This window comes from Campylobacter canadensis, assembly GCF_013177655.1.
GTDB lineage: Bacteria > Campylobacterota > Campylobacteria > Campylobacterales > Campylobacteraceae > Campylobacter_E > Campylobacter_E canadensis.
Genome location: NZ_CP035946.1, coordinates 164,605 through 184,074 on the forward strand (window position 1 = coordinate 164,605; position 19,470 = coordinate 184,074).

Below are 19,470 nucleotides of genomic sequence, written 5' to 3' on the forward strand. Positions count from 1 at the left end.
AGGCTTTAAGCCTAATATTTTTTTATATTTATGAGATTTATATCTTGGAATGTAAATGGGCTAAGAGCAATTAGCCAAAAAGAAAGTTTTATAAGTGATGTAAAATCATTTAATTGTGATTTTTTAGGTATTCAAGAAATTAAAGCAAAAGAAGAGCAATTCCCAAAAATTATTAATGAGTTAGGTTTTAAGCAAATACAAGCAAATTCCGCACAAAGAGCAGGATATTCAGGAGTGATGAGCTTTTTAAATTTTGATTGTATTAGCAATAAAGCTTTATTTTGTGATGATAATGAAGGTAGAGTTTTAGAACACAGTTTTAATGATTGTGTGCTTTTTAATATTTATTTTCCAAATGGTCAAAGTTCTGATGAAAGACTTGATTATAAAATGAAATTTTATGATGATTTTTTACTTTATCTTAAAAAATTACTTGCATTGGATAAAAAAATTATTATATGTGGAGATGTAAATACAGCACACAGAGCAATAGATTTAACCCACCCAAAAGCCAATGAAAAAACTAGCGGTTTTTTGCCTATTGAAAGGGCTTGGATTGATGAGCTTTTAAAGGCAGGTTTTTGTGATAGTTTTAGATATGTTAATGGAGATATTGAAAACAAATACTCGTGGTGGAGTTATAGAGCTAATGCAAGAGTGAAGAATGTCGGTTGGAGAATTGATTACTTTTTTGTTAGTAACAATTTAAAAGATAAAATAAAAGATGCTTTTATTTTAGATAATATTTATGGTTCTGACCATTGTCCGGTCGGCATTGATATTGATTTATGAATGAAAAAATCAAGGAATTTATATTAGCAAATAGGGTTTTAACTTTAGGACTTAATGTTGAAAATAAACCTTATTGTGCTAATTTGTTTTATATTTTTGATGAAGAAGAATTAGCTTTATTATTTATTTCTCATCCAAATTCAAAACACATAAAAGAAAATGACTTTGTTTCAGTTGCTATTTACAGCCTTAATCCAATTAAAGGAATTCAGGCTCAAGCTAGATTAAATATCGCAACTAAAAGACAAAAAAAACTATTTTTATCCAAAGAAAAAAAAGCAAATTTCGCACTAGGTTACGAAATATATTCACTAAGTTTAGATTATATAAAATATACTGATAATACGCTTTTACTAGCAAAAAAGATTGAATTTAAAAGATAAATTAAGTTTTTGCAGCTTTGTTTAATTTTATAGCTTAAATATCTTTAACTTACAATTTGAATGATTGCTATTTTTAGTGTATTTAATTTAATAGTTTAAAAGAAGTAGTAGTAAATATATTAATATATTTTGCTTTAAAATCTTGTCGTATAACTAAATAAAATTTTATTGAAATTAAGCTTTTAAAAACTAAATTATTCTAGCAAGTAGGTGCTTTATAAAATTAAATAAATATTTTATTAGTTGTGTTTGTTTAAATGCTTACTAGTCGTTATTTTATTAAAAAATCAATTTAAAGTGCTATTTTAAAATAGAAATCACATTAGTATTTTTTATTTTATGCTTAATTTTATACTTAATATATTGATTAATATATAAAATATAAATACATAAAAATAAATTTTAGTAGAAAAACTACTAAAATTTGTATTTATAAATTAAAGAACTAAGCAAGTTATTGCTATCAAAAATATTTTGATTTGAACTTTGAGTTTGATAATTTACATTTAATTCTAAAGAATGCTCTTTGTTTATTTTGTAAATTAAAGAGCTATCTACTTGAAAGATAGTGTCCTTTCTTTTGCTTAAAAAAGATAAATTTTCATCTTTATAAATCACCTTGCTAATTAAAGCACTAGCATTAAAATCAAAATTGTTAGATAATATTCTTGAATAAATAAATTCAAAAGAATATTTATTGTAATTAGAATTAATTGAATCTTTTGCTTTTTGCGTATCAAATAAAAGATTAAAATAATATGTATGTTCATTTAAAGATAAAATATTTGCAATAACAAAATTATGCTCATTGTAATTTTCATCTTTTAAGCCAAAAAAATAACCTTTAGCAAAGTCGTAGCTAAGAAGTAAAGAATATAAATCACTTAAATTTTTATAATACATTATATTTAAATCAAAATCTTGATACAAGCTGCTTGATTGTAAAAAATTATATTCATAAGCAAGTCTAAATGAGAAATCTTGTATATTTTTACCAATTCCAAAATTAAATGTACTTGTATTAGGATATGCTTTTTTGAAATAAACTTTATTATTTACACTAAAATCACTAATAAAATACTCATTTTCATATTCTAAATTAAGTTTAGTTATATTACTAAAAGAACCATTTTCTTTTGTATTTTTAAATTGTTGAGCTTCCTTTTTTTCATTGTAAATAGTAATTGTTTTGTCGTTTGAAAATAAAGGGTTATTTTCATAAGTTATTGATGTGCTAAAAGCTAAAGAAAAATTAGAATTTAATTTGTTAATCATATTTTGTAATTGTTGTTTTTGTTCTTGATTAAGATTGTTTAAATGGGCTTTTAGATATTCAATTTCATCATATAAAAATTCATAATTTTGATTTTTAAAATACAAATTAGCTAAATATAATCTTGCTTTAATATTATCTTCGTTTAAAATTAAAACCCTATTAAAAGCAGCCAAAGCCTCATCATCTTTATTTAATTTATCAGCACTAATTGCTAAAACTAGATTTAAATTTTCATCATTACAATCAATCTTGCAAAGCTCTTTAGCTAAATGAAAAGATTGTTCATAATTTCCTTTTTTAAACTCATCATTAAAAGAAAGACTAGCAGCAAATAATACAACAGCATTTAATAAAATTAATATTTTTTTCATTGTTTTCCTTTATTGTTTATATTTTTAGAATAAGGATTATTTGTTTTATATTCTTTGTATTTATCTTTGTTGTAGTTGCCTTTATTATTGCTTTTATATTGATTTTTATAATATTTTTGACCTGCATATTTGCTTTTATTTTCAATACAATAAGGGTTGCCATGGCATTGTTTAGTTATATCAAATTCTAAAAAATTAGCATTATTATATTTTTTATAATTATTTTGCTTGTAGTCATAGTAATTATCTTTTATGTTATTTTTCTTGTACTCAGCCTTTTTATAATCATTTTTTTGAGTAGAATAATTTGTTTTTGAAATAGAGTAATCAGCATTATTGATTTTATTGATATTTAGCATTTTATGCTGCGTAAAGTTGATTTCTTTTCCAGCTTTAATTAAGAACTTATCTTTACCAATTTTAACATCAATAGCGCCTTTTAAACAAGCAACTTTATCGTTTTTAAGATTATTTAAATTACCCATAAAAACCGTTCCACGAATACCAATAGTAGCGGTTTTAGCTTGAAAAATAAATTTATCTCTAGCTATTTTTGAAATTTCTCCTGAAATTACTTGAAAAACACCTGAATTTACTTCTAAATTCACCTTAGAATTTGCACCGTTAATTACATAATCTTTTATATTTAAATTTGTATTTTTACCTAAAGTAATAATTGTGTTATCTATAAAGACAATTTGTGCCTTAGCATTATTTTTTGTGATGATTAAGTCATTTTGCTGTATTTCATCATTAGCTTTAGCTTTAATATCTTTATTATCTCTTTGTATAAAAACATCTCCTTTAATTGCACTAATTTTCCCAATATTTGCAAACAAAGTAAGTGTTAAAACAAATAATAAAACAATCTTTTTCATTTTAAACTCCTTTTTAAAAAAAACTTCATATTCTATTTAAATAACATTTAATATAAACTTAAAATCCTTAATTTATTTTTATAAAAGTGTTACAATTTTTCACATAATAAAAATATTTATAAAAATAATTTGTATATACAAAAAATAATTAATAATTTTTGAATATTCTTAATTAACCACATTTTAAAAAGGAGAGAATATGAAAGAATATTATTTATATATTGATGGTGAATTTGTAAAAGAAAATCGCCCTATGCAAACTGTTTATAATCCAGCAACAAAAGAAGAGATTTCACAAGTTGCAATGGCTAGCAAAGATGACGCAAAAAGAGCAATCCTAGCTGCAAAAAAAGCTCAAAAATCTTGGGAAATGCTACCTGCAATAACAAGGGCGAATTATCTTAAAAAAATAGCAACTTTAATTAGAAGAGATAGGTTGCATTTAGCAGATATTTTACAAGAAGAACAAGGCAAAATACGCTCTTTAGCTGAAGTTGAAATTGACTTTGCAGCCGATTATTTAGATTATATGGCATCATTTGCTAGAACTTATGAAGGTGAGATAATTCAAAGCGATAGAGCAAATGAAAATATTTTTTTATTTAGACAAGCAATAGGCGTTACAACAGGGATTTTACCTTGGAATTTTCCTTTCTTTTTAATAGTTAGAAAATTAGCTCCAGCCTTAGTAACAGGTAATACAATAGTTATTAAACCAAGTTCTTTAACTCCAAATAATGCTTATGAATTTGCAAAATTAGTACATGAAGCTGGCTTGCCTAAGGGGGTGTTTAATTTAGTTGGTGGTAAAGGAAGCGAGATTGGTGATGAATTAGCAAGTAATGAAAATGTAGGAATGGTAAGCGTTACTGGTAGTGTTGAGGCTGGTATTGCTGTTATGAAAGCGGCTAGTAAAAATGTAATTAAGGTTAATTTAGAGCTTGGTGGTAAAGCACCTGCTATTGTTTGTGCTGATGCTAATATGGATTTAGCAATTAATGCAATTAAGGCTAGCAGAATTTGCAATAACGGACAAGTATGTAATTGTGCTGAAAGAGTTTATGTGCATAAATCAAGATATGATGAATTTATTGAAAAAATGGCAAAAGAATTTGAAAAAATCACATTCGGAAATACAAAAAAAGCTAATTTTGATATGGGTCCGCTTATTAATCAAGCAGGTGTGGATAATGCAAATAAAATGTTAAATCAAGCATTAAAAGATGGCGCTAGATTAGAAGTTGGTGGAAAAATCACTGACACAAGCGGATATTTTTACCCAGCTACCTTGCTTTCAAATGTAAAACATGAGCATGAAATTATGCAAAAAGAAATCTTTGCACCAATCTTACCTGTAACATCTTTTGATAGTTTAGATGAAGCGATTGATATGGCAAATGATTGTGAATATGGGCTTACAAGTAGTATTTATACTGAAAATTTAAATCTTGCTATGAGAGCTTGCAAAGAAATTAAGTTTGGAGAAACTTACATAAATAGAGAAAATTTTGAAGCTATGCAAGGTTTTCATGCAGGATTTAGAAAGAGCGGAATAGGTGGAGCTGATGGAAAACACGGGCTTTACGAGTATCTAGCAACCCATGTTGTTTATCTTGACTACAATCAAAAAGCTAAATAAAAAATAACTGCATATTAATTTATGCAGTTAAAAAAATATTTATAAATATAAAATTATAATTTTTCTACTTTTCAGAGTATAAAATAATTTTGTTTTTTATTATTAATATAAAATTTATATTTCTTTAAATGAACTTAAATAAAATATATAAATTTCACTTTTAAAGGTAATATTATGAGACTAACAATTTCTAGGAAATTATTTTTATTAATTTTTGTATTTTTAGTTATTTTATTAATCTACAACCTTGCTTTAATAAATAAAAGTTACAAGACTTATAAAGACACAAAAGCAGTGGAAAATAAAGTAAGTCTTATTGACAAAAATAATGAATTAATTCACTTAGTTCAAGCTGAAAGAGGTATGAGCACAGCTTTAAAATCAGCTCAAGATGTTAAAAATCTTAACGAACACCGCTTAAAAGTAAAAGAATTCGCAAGCGATAGCGAATTGGCAAAAATTGCAGAAATTAGAAAAATAGTAGATTCAAAGCAAAGCGCAAAGCAAATCATTCAAGCTTATACTGATTTTATAGCTTTTAAGTTAAATGAAAACGCTTTAATTTTAGATGATATTAGCTCTTTATTTGCAAAGAATTCCCAAGAACTAAAAACAATTTTAAGCACAAAAGAATATTTTGGGCAATTAAGAGGAACTTTAAATGGAGTTTTTGCAAAAGATGAAGTTGATATACAAACCTTTGCAAGTGTTGTGTATTTGCATAAAAATACTCAAAGCTTAATAAAGCACCTTAAAGATAGTGCCGATATGAAAGGCATTTTAAATAGTAATTCTTATAAAAAATTAGAAGAATATATAAATATTTTTTTAAACAATAATATTAATAATAATTTTAATGTAGATAATAAAGATTTTTTTATAAATGCTAGTGATGTAATAAATCAGTTTAAAACTTATGCAAATAATGAATTATCAATCATTATAAATCTTGCAAAAGAAGAAGAAAGCGCAGCAAAAAATAGTATGTTGATACAAATTATAATTGCTATTTTTGTGCAAGGGATTAATATGCTTTTAGCTTATATTATCACTAAAAATATAGTAAATAATCTTAAAAAAATTGAACTTGGATTAAATAGCTTTTTTGACTTTTTATCTCATAAAACTAAAAATATTGAAGCTATTGTAATTACAAGCAATGATGAGTTTAAAAGTATGGCAGATAAGATAAATAAAACTTGTGAGAGTTTAGAAAAAAACTATATTCAAGATAAAGAAAGCATTAGTGAAATTACTCAAATTAGTATGCAGATTAAATCAGGGAATTTAAATTGCACACTTTATAAAGAGCCAAATAATCCAGGAATTAAAGAATTAAAAAATATTTTAAATCAAATGTTAAGTGAATTACAAAAGCTAGTAGGTAAGGATATAAATAAAATTGAAAATTTACTTTTAGAATATTCAAATATGAATTTTAGCAATAAAATAAATGACGCAAATGGCAAGGTAGAGCATAGTTTAAATAAACTGTGTGATGAAATTAGAAAAATGTTGCTTTCTCAAAGTAAGTTAAGCGATGAGTTAAAAATAAATTCAAACATCTTACAAGATAATATGCAAGAGCTTAAAAAAGGCTCTAAATTAGCTAGAGATAACATAAATCATAGTTCTGATTTAATTAGTAAAATTACTCATTCTATTGAAGAATCAAATACAAAAAGTAAGCAAATTATCTCTCAATCAGAAGAAATAGTAAATATTACAAATATCATTAAAGATATTTCTCAAGATATAGCACTTTTAGCCTTAAATGCTACCATTGAAGCAGCAAGTGCAGGAGAGCATGGAAGGGGGTTTGCTGTTGTGGCTGAAGAAGTGTCTCGTTTAGCTAATAGTACAGAGCAATCACTTAATTTAATTGACGCAAATGTAAAAATGCTTGTAGGGCAGATTTATGATATTGATAAGATTATAAATGAGCAAAATAAGGATATTAACATAATAAATGAGCAAGTAAAAACCATTGATAATCTTAGTCAAAATAATGACTTAATAGCGCAAAATACCGATGAAAGGGCAAATGCGGTTGATAGTTTGGCAAATAATATAACCCAAGACTTAGCAAGAACTAAATTTTAAAAAAAAATGGCAAAAATTTTAGGATTTGATATAGGTATAAGCTCTATTGGCTGGGCGTTTAGCGAAAATGATGAGTTAAAAGATTGCGGAGTTAGGATTTTTACAAAGGCTGAAAATCCTAAAACAGGAGAATCTCTAGCCTTGCCAAGACGCCTTGCAAGAAGTGCTAGAAAACGCCTTGCTAGACGCAAAGCAAGGCTAAATAACTTAAAACATTTAATCGCAAATGAATTTAAGTTAAATTACGAAGATTATCAAAGCTTTGATGAAAGTTTAGCTAAAGCTTATAAAGGCTCTTTAATTAGCCCTTATGAGTTAAGATTTAGAGCTTTAAACGAGCTTTTAAATAAGCAAGATTTTGCAAGAGTGATTTTACATATTGCAAAAAGGCGTGGCTATGATGATATTAAAAATAGTGATGATGAAGAAAAAGGCAAGATTTTAAAAGCTATCAAGCAAAATGAAGAAAAATTAGTAAATTATCAAAGTGTGGGCGAGTATCTTTATAAAGAGTATTTTCAAAAATTCAAAGAAAATTCCAAAGAATTTATAAATGTTAGAAATAAAAAAGAAAGTTATGAACGCTGCATAGCACAAAGCTTTTTAAAAGATGAATTAAAGCTTATTTTTCAAAAACAAAGAGAATTTGGCTTTTCTTTTTCAAAGAAATTTGAAGAAGAAGTGCTTAGCGTAGCATTTTTTAATACTTGTTTTATTGTTTTTACAATAATTTTTCTATATTCTTAATATAGCTTATAAAAGCCCAGCTTTTTTAAATGTTGAATGATATTATTTGCATTTTATTATTTAGCCATCACTTGCTTTACAAATAATATCATAGCTAAAGGCTCTTTTAACCTTAAAAACTCTAACTAGCTTAAGCTTTAAGCAGCTTAATAATCAACTTTATAATTTAGCGTAATTTGCAAGTTCTTTTAACTTTTGTTGCTGCTTAATACCTTGAGCTTTTTTGCTTGTAATTACTTTTTTACATTCAGCGATTAAGGCTTGAAATTCTACTAATTCATCAGCATTTAAGCTTTTTGCGTAGTCGCTATCAAGTTCGTTAATTGCTTGCATTAACTCATCATCATCTTGAGAAGTTAATGCAATTTTTATTTTATTTAGCATTAATGACCTTCAAGGTAAGCAATTACACCTAAAGCTGCTGTAGCACCATCAGCCGCTGCACAAACAACCTGTCTTGAAGCATCAAGTCTTAAATCTCCTGCAGCAAATAAACCAGCTACATTTGTTTTCATTTTTAAATCTACAATTACATTTCCTTGTTCGCTCATTTTGCATAAAAATTCGCCATTTTCTTGCTTTAAAACTTCATTTCTTACATCAAGTCCAACAAAGGTAAAAATACCTGGAATTGCTAAATCTTTAGTGCTTTTATCGTTAAATTCTATTTTAATTCCTGTAACGCCTGAATTATCACCATAAACTTCATCAACTTTTGCATTTAAAATAAGTTCAATATTTTCACATTTTTTTACTCTTTCAACCGTACTTGGTGCAGCACGAAAAGCATCACGACGATGAATTAAATAAACCTTTTTGCATATTTTTGATAAATATAAAGCCTCTTCTAAAGCTGTATCTCCACCACCTAAAACTGCTACTTCTTTGTTTTTATAAAAAAAGCCATCGCAAGTTGCACAAGTGCTAACACCACGACCAAAGAATTCATTCTCCCCTTTAAAACCTGCTTTTTTAGGAGCACTACCAGTGCAAACAATAACGCTTTTTGCTAAAGTGCTTGTATTATCGCTTAATAATATCTCAAACACATCATCTTTTTTGCTTACACGAACAACTTCTTTCATCTCGTGCTTTAAGCCAAAACGCATACATTGCTCACTCCAAGGTGCCATAAAGCTAATTCCATCCATAACTTGAGCTACGCCTGGATAATTTTCCATTTCACTAGAGCTTGTAATTTGTCCGCCTGGCATTGCTTTTTCAAACATAACAACATTTTTTAATCCACCACGAGTTGCGTAAAGTCCTGCGCTAAGACCTGCAGGGCCACCACCAATAATCGCTAAATCTAACATTTTTACTCCTAAATAATAATTTTTATTATTTGATAATAATATCTTTCATAAGTTAATAAAACTATTTTTCATCTTGTGCTTTTTTAATTACATTTAAAATAGTTGAAATTAAACTAAAAGCAAGTGCTGTATAAATATAAGCTTTATCAATATGAACTTCTAAGCCCTCGCAAACAAGCACCGCTCCAACTAAAACTAAAAATAACAATGCAAGAGTTTTAAATTCGTAAAATCTTTCTACCATTCGTCCAACAAAGGCACTAGCAAACATCATAAAAATAACCGCAATTATAACAGCTAAAATCATAATACTAAGCTCATTTGCAATACCAACCGCAGTAATTACGCTATCTAGTGAAAATACAATATCTATTAAAGCAATTTCAATAATTACAACAAAAAAATTCGCACTAGCTTTAAATGTGCTTTGCTCTTCTTCTTTATACATTGCAAATAATTCTTTTATTGATTTTATTACTAAAAATATTCCCCCACCAATTAATACTAAATCTCTTCCGCTAATTTCATTGCTTGCTATGCTAAATAAGGTTGTGGTTAATTTACTAAGCCAGAAAATGCTAAATAATAAAATTATTCTAGTTATCATTGCAAAGGCTAGACCTAAAATTCTTCCTTTGTTTTGTAAGTGTTTTGGTAATTTACTTACTAAGATTGTTAAAAAAATAATATTATCTATACCTAAAACAATTTCAAGCATTAAGAGTGTTACAAAACTTAACCAGCCTTGTGTAGAAAATATCCATTCAAACATAAATTTCCTTTCCTAAGTTAAAATATACATTGTAATAAATTTTATTAAAAAAAGGAGTAAAAATGAGAAAAGAACACGATTTTTTAGGTGAATTAGAAATTGATGATATGTGTTATTATGGTGTGCAAACGCTAAGAGCGGTGCAGAATTTTGATATTTCAGGCAGAAGGTTAAAAGACTTTCCACGCTTTATAATCTCTTTAGCTAAGGTAAAAAAAGCTTGTGCTTTAGCCAATGCAAAATTAGCTTTATTAGATGAAAAAATCAAAGATGCAATTTGTTTTGCTTGTGATGAAATTATTAAGGGCAAATATCACGACCAATTTATAGTAGATATGATTCAAGGTGGTGCAGGAACTAGCACAAATATGAATGCAAATGAAGTTATTGCAAATATTGCTTTAGAATATTTAGGGCATAAAAAAGGAGAATATGAATTTTGTCATCCAAACGACCATGTAAATTTATCTCAAAGCACAAATGATGCTTATCCAACCAGCATTAGAGTAGCATTATTTGAATATTTAAGCGATTTAACTAAGGCGATGGAATATTTACAAGCAGCTTATGAAAGAAAAGCAGAGGAATTTAAAGATGTAATTAAAATGGGAAGAACTCAATTGCAAGACGCAGTGCCAATGACTTTAGGAAGAGAGTTTAAAACCTTTGCCGTAATGATTAGCGAAGATATTAAAAGGGTAAAAAGCGCTAGAGAGCAAATCTTAGCAGTTAATTTAGGTGCAACTGCTATTGGAACAGGGATAAACTCTCATCCTGATTATCCACCTATTGTTGCAAAATATTTACAAGAAATAACAGGCTCTAATTTTACAATAGCAGCCGATTTAATTGAAGCAACGCAAGATACTTCAGCCTTCGTACAAATTAGCGGAGTTTTAAAAAGAGTAGCTACTAAGCTTTCAAAAGTTTGTAATGATTTAAGATTACTTTCAAGCGGTCCAAAATGCGGTTTTAACGAAATAAATCTACCAAAAATGCAGCCTGGTAGCTCAATTATGCCTGGTAAGGTAAATCCTGTTATACCTGAAGTTGTAAATCAGGTTTGTTTTTACATAATTGGAGCTGATGTTAGCGTAACTCTTGCTTGTGAGGGCGGACAATTGCAGTTAAATGTATTTGAACCACTTGCAGCTTATAGTTTAATTCATAGTATCGTAATGCTTGAAAAAGCTATGAAAACTTTAGCTGATAAATGTATTGATGGAATTAGCGCAAACGAGCAAATTTGCAAAGATTTTGTTATGAATTCAATTGGAATTGTAACCGCACTTAATCCTTACATTGGCTATGAAAATAGTGCAAAAATAGCAAAAGAAGCACTAAATACAGGAAAAAGAGTTTATGATTTAGTACTTGAAAGAAAGTTATTAAACAAAGAGCAATTAGATGAAATTCTAAGTCCTGAAAATATGTTAAAACCAACTTTAGGAATAAAAAAATAATTTTTTTTAACGCAATTTTTAAAAAAAAGTTGCGTTTTTTTACTGTTTATTTATTTTTTTTAAATAAATTCGCTTTTCACAATTTTTTCCTTGTGTAATTTTTTAAGCCTAAGAGCTTAGATTTAAATTTTTACACAAGGAGATTTTATGAAAAAATTATTTTTCATTGTTTTAATGTCGCAGGTGCTATTAGCTAAAATACTTGTTCAAGGTGCAATGACAAGTGAAACAAATGTGTTAATAGACGCTTTAAAAGATAAAAAAGAAATAAAAATTGGTAGCTACCTTTTTTATACTGGCAAGATTGGTTCTAGTGAGGTTATAGTTTCAAGAACCTTAGTTGGTATGGTAAATGCTGCTAGTGCAACTACAATAGGAATTTTAAACTTCAAACCTGATATTATTATAAATCAAGGTACAGCAGGTGCTCATAATCAAAAATTAGACACAGGCGATATTGTAATCGGAGAAAAGATTTACAACGCAGGAAGCTACTACACAGAGCAAACAGATAGCAAAAAAGTAACATACAAAACAAGAAAACAAATGCTAAGCCCTACAACCTTACTTACAAAAGATAATGAAGATGATGCTTATAAATATTTTACAAGTGATGAAAAATTAGTAAAAGATGTACTTGAATACTCAAGAGCAACAAAATTTAAAGTTATAAGCGGAGTTATTGCAACTGCTGATGCTTACAATAGAGAAACTGAAGTTATAAAGCATATAAGAAGTGTTTATAATAGCGATGCTGAAGAAATGGAAAGCTCTAGCGTAGCACAGGTTGCAAAGGCTTTTAATATCCCTTATTTAGCGATTAGAATTATCTCAAATGTTGAACCTAAAAAACAAAGTTTTGATGTAAATACTACGGTTGCTTGTCAGGAATTTGTGATTAATTTTATTAAATATTTAGATAATGTAAAATATTTAAAATAGTTACTAGCTAGGCATTTTGCCTAGTTTTTAATTTTAATTAAACATTCTTAGTAAAATCACAAAAAATAAAAAAAGGATAAAGATGAAAAAAATAAGCTTAGCTCACAGCCCTGATGCTGATGATATTTTTATGTATGCGGCTATTAAATATGGCTGGATTAGTAGTGATTTTAAATATGAAAATGATGCAAAAGATATACAAAGTTTAAATCAAGATGCGATTAATAATATTTATGATGTGTGTGCAATTTCCTTTGCTTTGTACCCTAAAATTGCAAGTGAATATGCACTTTTAAGGACGGCAACAAGCTTTGGCAATGGCTATGGACCTAAATTAATTTGCTTAAAAAACAAGCAATTAAAAGAAAATTTTAGTGTTGCTTTAAGCGGAGAGCATACAACAAACGCACTTTTATTTAGACTTGCTTATCCTAAGGCTAAGATTGTTTATATGAATTTTTTAGATATTGAAAATGCAGTTTTAGAGCAAAAGGTAGATGCAGGAGTGCTAATTCACGAAAGTATTTTAAATTATGATGAAAGCTTAGAAGTAAAAAAAGAAATATGGGATATTTGGTGTGAATATTGTTTAAAATATGAAAAAGAAATTTTGCCTTTACCACTTGGTGGAATGGCGATTAGAAGGTCTTTAGTTTTACTTGATGCAATTAAAATTGAAAAAGAATTAATGCAAGCAGTAAAAGTTGCAACGCAAAATAAAAAAAGTTTAAGTGCTATTTTATTAAGCAAAAACGAAGTTAGAGTGAATGAAAAAGATTTAGAAAAATATTTATCTTTATATGCAAACGATGATAGTATTTGCCTAAATGACAAGCAAAAAAGAGCTTTAGATTTATTGTTTAAACTAGCTAATAGCAATGTAAAATGTGAAGAGAATTTATTACCTTTAGAATATGAAGAATTAAGAAATTCTTAAAATTATTTAATTAAATCCATAGGATTTATATGAAAATTCTTTTGTGTTACTTCAAAGGTTAAATCCTGCTTAACCTTGCCTATTATATTGCCTTTTTTTACTACAGAGCCTACTTTTGCAAGTGGGCTAAATTTATCTAAATGCGCATAAATTGTATGAAGTTTATTTGCGTGTTCAACTATTACAACCTTATCAAGCACCGCAGTATCATTAGCAAAGACTACCTTTCCATCAAGCACAACTCTTACATTTGCATTAATATCATTTGAGCGTAAAATAACATTTTCATTAAAAATCTTAAGCTTGTAAATTGGGTCTTCGTATTCGCCGAATTTTTGCTTTAAAGAATAAGATTGCAAAGGAGAAATAGTTTTTGCACCACTATATTTAATAACCTTTGTATCGGTATTTAAAGTTGTTGAGTGTTTTACATTTATACTTTTGTTTGCTACATTTTGCTTTTGTTTGTTTTCTTCAATAATTTTTAATTTTTGCAAAGTTGCTCTTAATTCATCTTGCTGCTTTTGTAGATTGCTTAATCTTTCTTTGTAAATTCTTTCATCTAATTTTTGTTTTGCTACTAATTTTTCTTGCTCATTTTTTAATTTATTTAATTCTTTTTCTTTGTTTTTATAATCTTTAATATTGTTATTTATTTCATTAATTCTTCTTTGTTTGTAGTCTATTTTTTGTGATGTTTTTATATATTCACTTGCTAATAATTTATATTCATCTTTTAAAACCAAAGAAAGATTAAGCAAAATCTCTTTATTTACAATGCTATCAGCGCTTTCAATAAAATCATCAGGGCTAATTAAATCATAAGCATAATCTTTTGAAATTATATCAATAAGTTTATTTTCAAGTTTATTTTGCTCATTTACTAGCTCTTTATTTTGCAAGATGATTATATCTAGCTCGTTATTTTGCGCATTTACTAATTCTTGTAATTCCTTTGTTTTTTTACTTGCTAAATTTACTTGAGAATTAATTTGTTCTAGCTTTTTTTCTCCTTGAATTATTTCATTTGCTAAATCTTCAATTTTTTTAGAAAGCTGCTCTTGCTCTTGTTTTTTTAATTGCAATTGCTTTTCATTTTTACTTATTGAATTTGCATTTAAACATAAGGCAAAAAGCAATAAAATTGCAAATTTTTTCATCTTTTTGCCCTAAACATTACAAATAAAACGCATAAAAAAGAAAAAGCCAAAGAATAAAGACAAATTTGAATTAAACTAAGGCTAAAATCAATCTTTATTAAATCTAATTCTAAAAAATCAAATAAAGCAGTAATAAAAGAAAATTTATAAATATTATCAAATAGTAAAAATAAAATCGCAAAGCAAAATAAATTATCAATAAAAATCATTTTAAGCATTGATGAAGCTTTATAAAAAAAGGAAGCTCCAAAGATATTTAAAATATATATTTTTTCTTTGTAAAAATATAACCAAATGCTAATTTGCTTAGCAATTAAAGCAATTGATAATAAAGTAATCAATACAAAGCTTATAAAACTTATTTTTTCTATGAAAACAAGTAGTTTATAGACTTTTATATGTGTTTTTGAAAAGGTTTGAATTTTTGTAATTTGCTTGATTTTTTCTAGCTGTGTTGTTATGGTTTTTAAATCTTGCTCTGAAATAAATTTGCTGAATTTTAAATTATAAAATCTTGGAAGTCTGTTAAAAAGGTTGTTTAAATTCTTTTCTGAAATATTATTTTTTAATTGCTCTTTTACCTTTTTTAAATCAAGTTCTTCTATTGATTTTATGTATGAAATATTTTTTAAATCATCAATTCCTAGTGCTTTATTGCTTAAAATAATAACGCTATAATCTTTATTTAAAGCTTGAGCATAATTTTCATTAATGCTTTTTACAAAAAATAAACACTCATAACAAAAGCAAACAATAAACAAAGGAAAAATAAAACCAAGATGTAGTTTAAAAGAATTCATTTAAAACTCCATTTTCAATATTAAAATGCCTATAAGCAAAATTAATAGCATTTGGAATGTGGTGAGTTGTTACTAAAACACAAGAATTAAAACTTTTTTTAGCACCTTCAAGCATTTGCCAAATAATATCTGCTGAATGAATATCTAAATTCCCTGTTGGTTCATCGCAAATTATTAGCTTAGGATTATGAATAATAGCCCTTGCAACCGCAATTCTTTGCTGCTCGCCACCGCTTAACTCATAAGGGTATTTTTTTGCTTTATGAGATAATTTTATGTAATCTAAAAGCATATTTGTATGCTTTGTTACTTTAGCATTTGATAAACCAGCTATTTTTAATGGCAAGGCAATATTTTCAAATACTTTTAAATCTGAAATTAATTTATAATCTTGAAAAACAATACCTATACTTCTTCTAAGCTTTAAAAGAGAAATAGGATTAATATTTTTTAGATTTTTATAATTTACAAATAATTCTCCATTAAAATCAATCTCGCCAAACAAACTTTTAATAATAGTTGTTTTACCACTACCGCTTTTTCCTGTTATAAAAATAAATTCGCCTTCTTTTGCATCAAAAGAAGCGTTTTTTATTATTACTTCATTTTTATAAGCAATACTTAGATTTTTTGCGTGTAAAATTACACTATTCATTTAATAATTCCTTTAATTTTTCAAGAGCTTTTATATTTTCATTACTTGCACAAAAATCAAAAAATAAAAAGTTGATTTTATCTTTTACTAAAATATAAGATGAGCTTGGAGAATGAAAAGCCCCATAAGAAATTCTTGCTATTTTAAAAGCATCATCACAATCATAAATTCTATCAAGTTTTACAAAATAATCCTCTGCTTTAAAAAAGCATTTTTTTAGTTTTTTTACACTAAAGTTTAAATCGTATTCTTTTTTATTTACATCATTTGTTTTATCTTCTTTTTTATAAAAGATAAAATCATATATATCCTTGCCCATTTTTTGCCATCTAGCTTCATATTTGCTTACTATAAAAGCTTCTTTGTTTTTTAGCAATACATAATCATCATCGCTAAAAAGCTCTAAGGCATATTTTGTATAATTTAAACTATCGCTTCTTAATTCAAAAAAGGCATTAATTTTTAAAATTCTAAATAATTCTTCTTTAAATTCTTTAGAAATAACCCTTCTGCTAATCGCATCATCCCAAGGTACAGGAAAGTGTAAATAAAGCCCGTTAATACTATTGTTTTTTAATAATTTAAGCACCATTCTTGCATCAAAATCAAGTAATAAAATATTATCTAAATCCTTAGCAAGATTGCTAACTTGAATTAAGCTAGGTTTATGTATTTCAATACCAATAAAAATAGCTTCTTTATTGTTTTGTGCTTGTTTTAAAAGGTGTCTTCCGCTGCCAAAGCCAATTTCAATAAATACATCTTTTTTACAATTATTAATGTAATTTGCAGCAGCTAAAGCACTTGAGAGTATATTATTTGCTAGTTTTTTGTTTTCATTAAAATAAAAGGCTTTGTTTGTAATATCTTCACAAAAATTATTCATAAAAACTTCTAAAGCCTTTTGCATTAATTGCAAATTAGTAATTTTGCTTAATTTATCAATTTTTACTACATATTCATCTTTTTTATTAATTTGCAAAAAAAAGCTCTCATCATTAACTTTAGTAAAGATGAATTTTTTATTTTGCTCATATTTTGTTTGAAAACAAAAGCCAACGCCATCTTTACTAAAAGGCAAAGAAAGTTCTTTTATATTTTTACACTTAAAATTCGGCATTATTTTATCTTTAATTTATCGCTTATATTTGAGCTAATACCATATTCATCAATACCTATTATTTGATAAGTATCGCCTTTTGTATAAGCACTATCAGTAAAATTATTTTGGCTTACATTATTTAAAAATTCTTGAGAATTTTTAAGAATATTAAACTTTTTTACACGGTTATCAGAGGCTTTAAAGCTAATATAAATACTATTATCATTTAAAATATTATAACCTGTAAAAATAGGAGTTTTTGGCTTATCAAGGCTCATACCTGTAACATAAATTCCATCGCTTTTACTCTCAAGTCCATCAACATCAACCATAGTTACATAATAAGTTTTATTATAAGCATCTTTTTCTACTTCGTCTGTGTAATTTGTGTTTTTTGTAGTTGCTAAAAGGCTAAATGGTAAAAATTTAGAATTAGAACTATAAATTTTATAATGTGAAAAATCTTTATAAATAGGCGCATCCCAAGTTAAAATAATTTTTTTAGGCACATTGGTTGTAGCGCTTAAATTAGTAATCATAGGTGGTAAAACCTTGCTTGTAGCTTCTTTAAATTCGCTTAAATCGCTTTTAATTCCATTGTAAGTTTTTGCTATTACTGCGTATTTTGCATACTCGTTTGGTTTTGTATTATCAATGTATTCTGCGCTTAATCTATTATCTACACTTGCTATTTCTTTAAATTTATCAGAATTTGCACTTTGTTTTACTACTATGTAAGAGCTAACCCTTGCATCAGGGTGCGGTCTCCAGATTATTTTTATTTTATTTGGTAAGCCTGAAATTGCTTGTACAAAAGGCACAGGTTCTACCTTTGTGCTTGTTTTTACACTTATTACACTTTCTTTTGATAAGGCTTCTTTTGTGTAAGCAATAAAAGAATAATTATAAATTGTATTAGGCTCTAATTTTGTATGCACATAATGAGTTTTGTATTTATCTTTTATATTAGCAATTAATTTCTTTTCGCTTTCATCATTTTTACTAGCGTAAATTAAAAAGCCTTCAATATTTTCATCATAAAGCGGGTCCCATTCAAAGGCAATTTCTTGCATATCTTTTAATGTTTTTATATTTTTAATTTGAGAAATGCTATCAAGAGTAGGTAAATTTTTTACACCATTTGCTCCACAAGCTGCTAAACTAAATGCTAAAATCCCTAAGCAAGCGTAATGCGTAATCTTTGTCATAAGTCTCCTTTTTAAATTCTTGTAATTTTTCTTTAAAATTTTCATCAAAATTAGCAATAAATTGCATTCTTTTTTTACTTTGCGGATGAGTAAAAGCAATAAAAAATGAATGCAACATTAATCTTTTTTCATTTTGATTTTTTGCATAAAGTGTATCTCCTAAAATATAACGATTAACACTAGCAAGGCTTACTCTAATTTGATGAGTTCTACCGCTTTGCAGTTTTGCAGCTATTAAAGCAGCTTTATTGTTTTTATCTAAATTAATAAAATTAGTTTTTGATAATTTACCGTATTTGTCTATATTTTCTTTATATTTTTTCTTGCATTCTTCAAGGCTTAAAGCTTGCATTTTTAAGCGATTTTTTTCATTTCTTTTTATGTAGCATTCAATGTAATCTTTGTTTATAAAATCATTTGTGATTGCTAAATAAATTCTATCAACTAATCTATTTTTAATTTCATTTGCTAAAAATTCATAAGAACTATTATTTTTTGCAACTATTAAAGCTCCGCTTGTGGCTTTATCTAGCCTATGTACAATACCAGCTCTAAAATTACCATTTATATCGCATAATTTATAATTATTTTGCAATAGCCATTCAACCAAGGAAGCTTCTTTTAAAGAACTTGCTCCGTGGGTTGCTACATTAATTGGCTTATTTACAAGCAAAATATCATCATCTTCGTAAATTATTTCTACATCAAATTTTGCTTCATATTTGTTTTCTTTTTCTTTTGCTTGTATAAATTCATATTCTATTTCATCATCAATATTTAGCTTAAAAGAAGCTTTTACTATTTTAGAATTTACCTTTACTTTTTCATTTTTAATCAAAGTAGCAATTTGATTTCTTGATAAATTTAAGTAAGTTGATAAAAAAACATCAAGTCTTTGTGTGCTAGTAGAAATGATTTTACTCAAT

The 19,470-nt window shown here is 26.8% G+C and carries 18 protein-coding genes and 1 pseudogene; 8 read left to right on the plus strand and 11 right to left on the minus strand.

The features are described 5' to 3' along the window. Positions 1 to 30: 30 nt before the first annotated feature. The gene (locus tag CCANL266_RS00770) at positions 31 to 792 is read left to right on the plus strand and encodes an exodeoxyribonuclease III (RefSeq protein ID WP_172230015.1); all 762 of its coding nucleotides are present in this window, start codon (positions 31 to 33) and stop codon (positions 790 to 792) included. Beyond that, a complete protein-coding gene (locus CCANL266_RS00775; RefSeq protein ID WP_172230018.1) occupies positions 789 to 1,175 on the plus strand; it encodes a hypothetical protein in 387 nt (128 codons plus the stop codon). Before CCANL266_RS00770 ends, CCANL266_RS00775 begins: the two co-directional genes overlap by 4 nt. 417 nt (positions 1,176 to 1,592) lie before the next feature. Here CCANL266_RS00775 and CCANL266_RS00780 read toward each other — a convergent pair whose 3' ends face one another. Both CCANL266_RS00780 and CCANL266_RS00785 read right to left on the minus strand, forming a co-directional pair. Next, positions 1,593 to 2,822 (minus strand): tetratricopeptide repeat protein, encoded by a 1,230-nt coding sequence (locus tag CCANL266_RS00780; protein ID WP_172230021.1) that lies wholly within the window; start codon positions 2,820 to 2,822, stop codon positions 1,593 to 1,595. Continuing rightward, positions 2,819 to 3,700: a FecR family protein gene (locus CCANL266_RS00785; RefSeq protein WP_172230024.1), complete on the minus strand. Its 882-nt coding sequence runs from the start codon at positions 3,698 to 3,700 to the stop codon at positions 2,819 to 2,821. Before CCANL266_RS00785 ends, CCANL266_RS00780 begins: the two co-directional genes overlap by 4 nt. A 199-nt stretch (positions 3,701 to 3,899) precedes the next feature. On the opposite strand from CCANL266_RS00785, the gene aldA reads away from it, so the two are divergent. From aldA to cas9, 3 genes and pseudogenes are all read left to right on the plus strand, one after another. Next, positions 3,900 to 5,339 (plus strand): aldehyde dehydrogenase, encoded by a 1,440-nt coding sequence (gene aldA, locus CCANL266_RS00790; protein WP_172230027.1) that lies wholly within the window; start codon positions 3,900 to 3,902, stop codon positions 5,337 to 5,339. A gap of 174 nt (positions 5,340 to 5,513) precedes the next feature. Continuing rightward, the gene (locus CCANL266_RS00795; protein WP_172230030.1) at positions 5,514 to 7,442 is read left to right on the plus strand and encodes a methyl-accepting chemotaxis protein; all 1,929 of its coding nucleotides are present in this window, start codon (positions 5,514 to 5,516) and stop codon (positions 7,440 to 7,442) included. A gap of 6 nt (positions 7,443 to 7,448) precedes the next feature. Beyond that, positions 7,449 to 8,144 (plus strand): annotated as a pseudogene (gene cas9, locus CCANL266_RS00800) (type II CRISPR RNA-guided endonuclease Cas9); the annotation flags it as partial. 204 nt (positions 8,145 to 8,348) lie between these two features. Here the strand turns inward: cas9 and CCANL266_RS00805 are convergent. The 3 genes from CCANL266_RS00805 to CCANL266_RS00815 form a co-directional block, all read right to left on the minus strand. Next, the gene (locus CCANL266_RS00805; RefSeq protein ID WP_172230033.1) at positions 8,349 to 8,573 is read right to left on the minus strand and encodes a hypothetical protein; all 225 of its coding nucleotides are present in this window, start codon (positions 8,571 to 8,573) and stop codon (positions 8,349 to 8,351) included. Then, positions 8,573 to 9,505 (minus strand): thioredoxin-disulfide reductase, encoded by a 933-nt coding sequence (trxB, locus tag CCANL266_RS00810; RefSeq protein ID WP_172230036.1) that lies wholly within the window; start codon positions 9,503 to 9,505, stop codon positions 8,573 to 8,575. The genes CCANL266_RS00805 and trxB overlap by 1 nt, the downstream gene beginning before the upstream one ends. A 61-nt stretch (positions 9,506 to 9,566) precedes the next feature. Next, entirely contained in the window at positions 9,567 to 10,277 is a 711-nt protein-coding gene (locus tag CCANL266_RS00815; protein WP_172230039.1) for a TerC family protein, read from the minus strand. A 62-nt stretch (positions 10,278 to 10,339) separates the two neighbouring features. On the opposite strand from CCANL266_RS00815, the gene aspA reads away from it, so the two are divergent. The 3 genes from aspA (at position 10,340) to CCANL266_RS00830 (ending at position 13,619) form a co-directional block, all read left to right on the plus strand. Then, the gene (gene aspA, locus CCANL266_RS00820; RefSeq protein ID WP_172230042.1) at positions 10,340 to 11,740 is read left to right on the plus strand and encodes an aspartate ammonia-lyase; all 1,401 of its coding nucleotides are present in this window, start codon (positions 10,340 to 10,342) and stop codon (positions 11,738 to 11,740) included. Between the two features lie 147 nt (positions 11,741 to 11,887). Continuing rightward, the gene (locus CCANL266_RS00825) at positions 11,888 to 12,682 is read left to right on the plus strand and encodes a 5'-methylthioadenosine/S-adenosylhomocysteine nucleosidase (protein ID WP_172230045.1); all 795 of its coding nucleotides are present in this window, start codon (positions 11,888 to 11,890) and stop codon (positions 12,680 to 12,682) included. Between the two features lie 82 nt (positions 12,683 to 12,764). After that, positions 12,765 to 13,619 carry a menaquinone biosynthesis family protein gene (locus CCANL266_RS00830; RefSeq protein WP_172230048.1) on the plus strand — a complete coding sequence of 285 codons (855 nt, stop codon included), beginning with the start codon at positions 12,765 to 12,767 and terminating at the stop codon, positions 13,617 to 13,619. 2 nt (positions 13,620 to 13,621) lie between these two features. Here CCANL266_RS00830 and CCANL266_RS00835 read toward each other — a convergent pair whose 3' ends face one another. Genes CCANL266_RS00835 through CCANL266_RS00860 form a run of 6 tightly spaced genes read right to left on the minus strand, consistent with a single transcriptional unit; the run spans position 13,622 to position 19,469 of the window. Continuing rightward, a complete protein-coding gene (locus CCANL266_RS00835) occupies positions 13,622 to 14,779 on the minus strand; it encodes a murein hydrolase activator EnvC family protein (RefSeq protein ID WP_172230051.1) in 1,158 nt (385 codons plus the stop codon). Continuing rightward, on the minus strand, positions 14,776 to 15,579 hold the full coding sequence (locus CCANL266_RS00840) for a hypothetical protein (protein ID WP_172230055.1): 804 nt from the start codon (positions 15,577 to 15,579) through the stop codon (positions 14,776 to 14,778). Before CCANL266_RS00840 ends, CCANL266_RS00835 begins: the two co-directional genes overlap by 4 nt. Continuing rightward, a complete protein-coding gene (locus CCANL266_RS00845; RefSeq protein ID WP_172230058.1) occupies positions 15,566 to 16,234 on the minus strand; it encodes a cell division ATP-binding protein FtsE in 669 nt (222 codons plus the stop codon). Before CCANL266_RS00845 ends, CCANL266_RS00840 begins: the two co-directional genes overlap by 14 nt. Further along, positions 16,227 to 17,354, minus strand: coding sequence for a tRNA (guanosine(46)-N7)-methyltransferase TrmB (gene trmB / locus CCANL266_RS00850; RefSeq protein WP_172230061.1), 1,128 nt, complete (start codon positions 17,352 to 17,354; stop codon positions 16,227 to 16,229). Before trmB ends, CCANL266_RS00845 begins: the two co-directional genes overlap by 8 nt. Then, complete coding sequence (locus CCANL266_RS00855; RefSeq protein WP_172230064.1) at positions 17,354 to 18,544, minus strand: fibronectin type III domain-containing protein; 1,191 nt, start codon at positions 18,542 to 18,544, stop codon at positions 17,354 to 17,356. Before CCANL266_RS00855 ends, trmB begins: the two co-directional genes overlap by 1 nt. Next, entirely contained in the window at positions 18,498 to 19,469 is a 972-nt protein-coding gene (locus CCANL266_RS00860) for an RluA family pseudouridine synthase (protein WP_172230067.1), read from the minus strand. The genes CCANL266_RS00855 and CCANL266_RS00860 overlap by 47 nt, the downstream gene beginning before the upstream one ends. Between the last annotated feature and the right edge of the window lies 1 nt (position 19,470).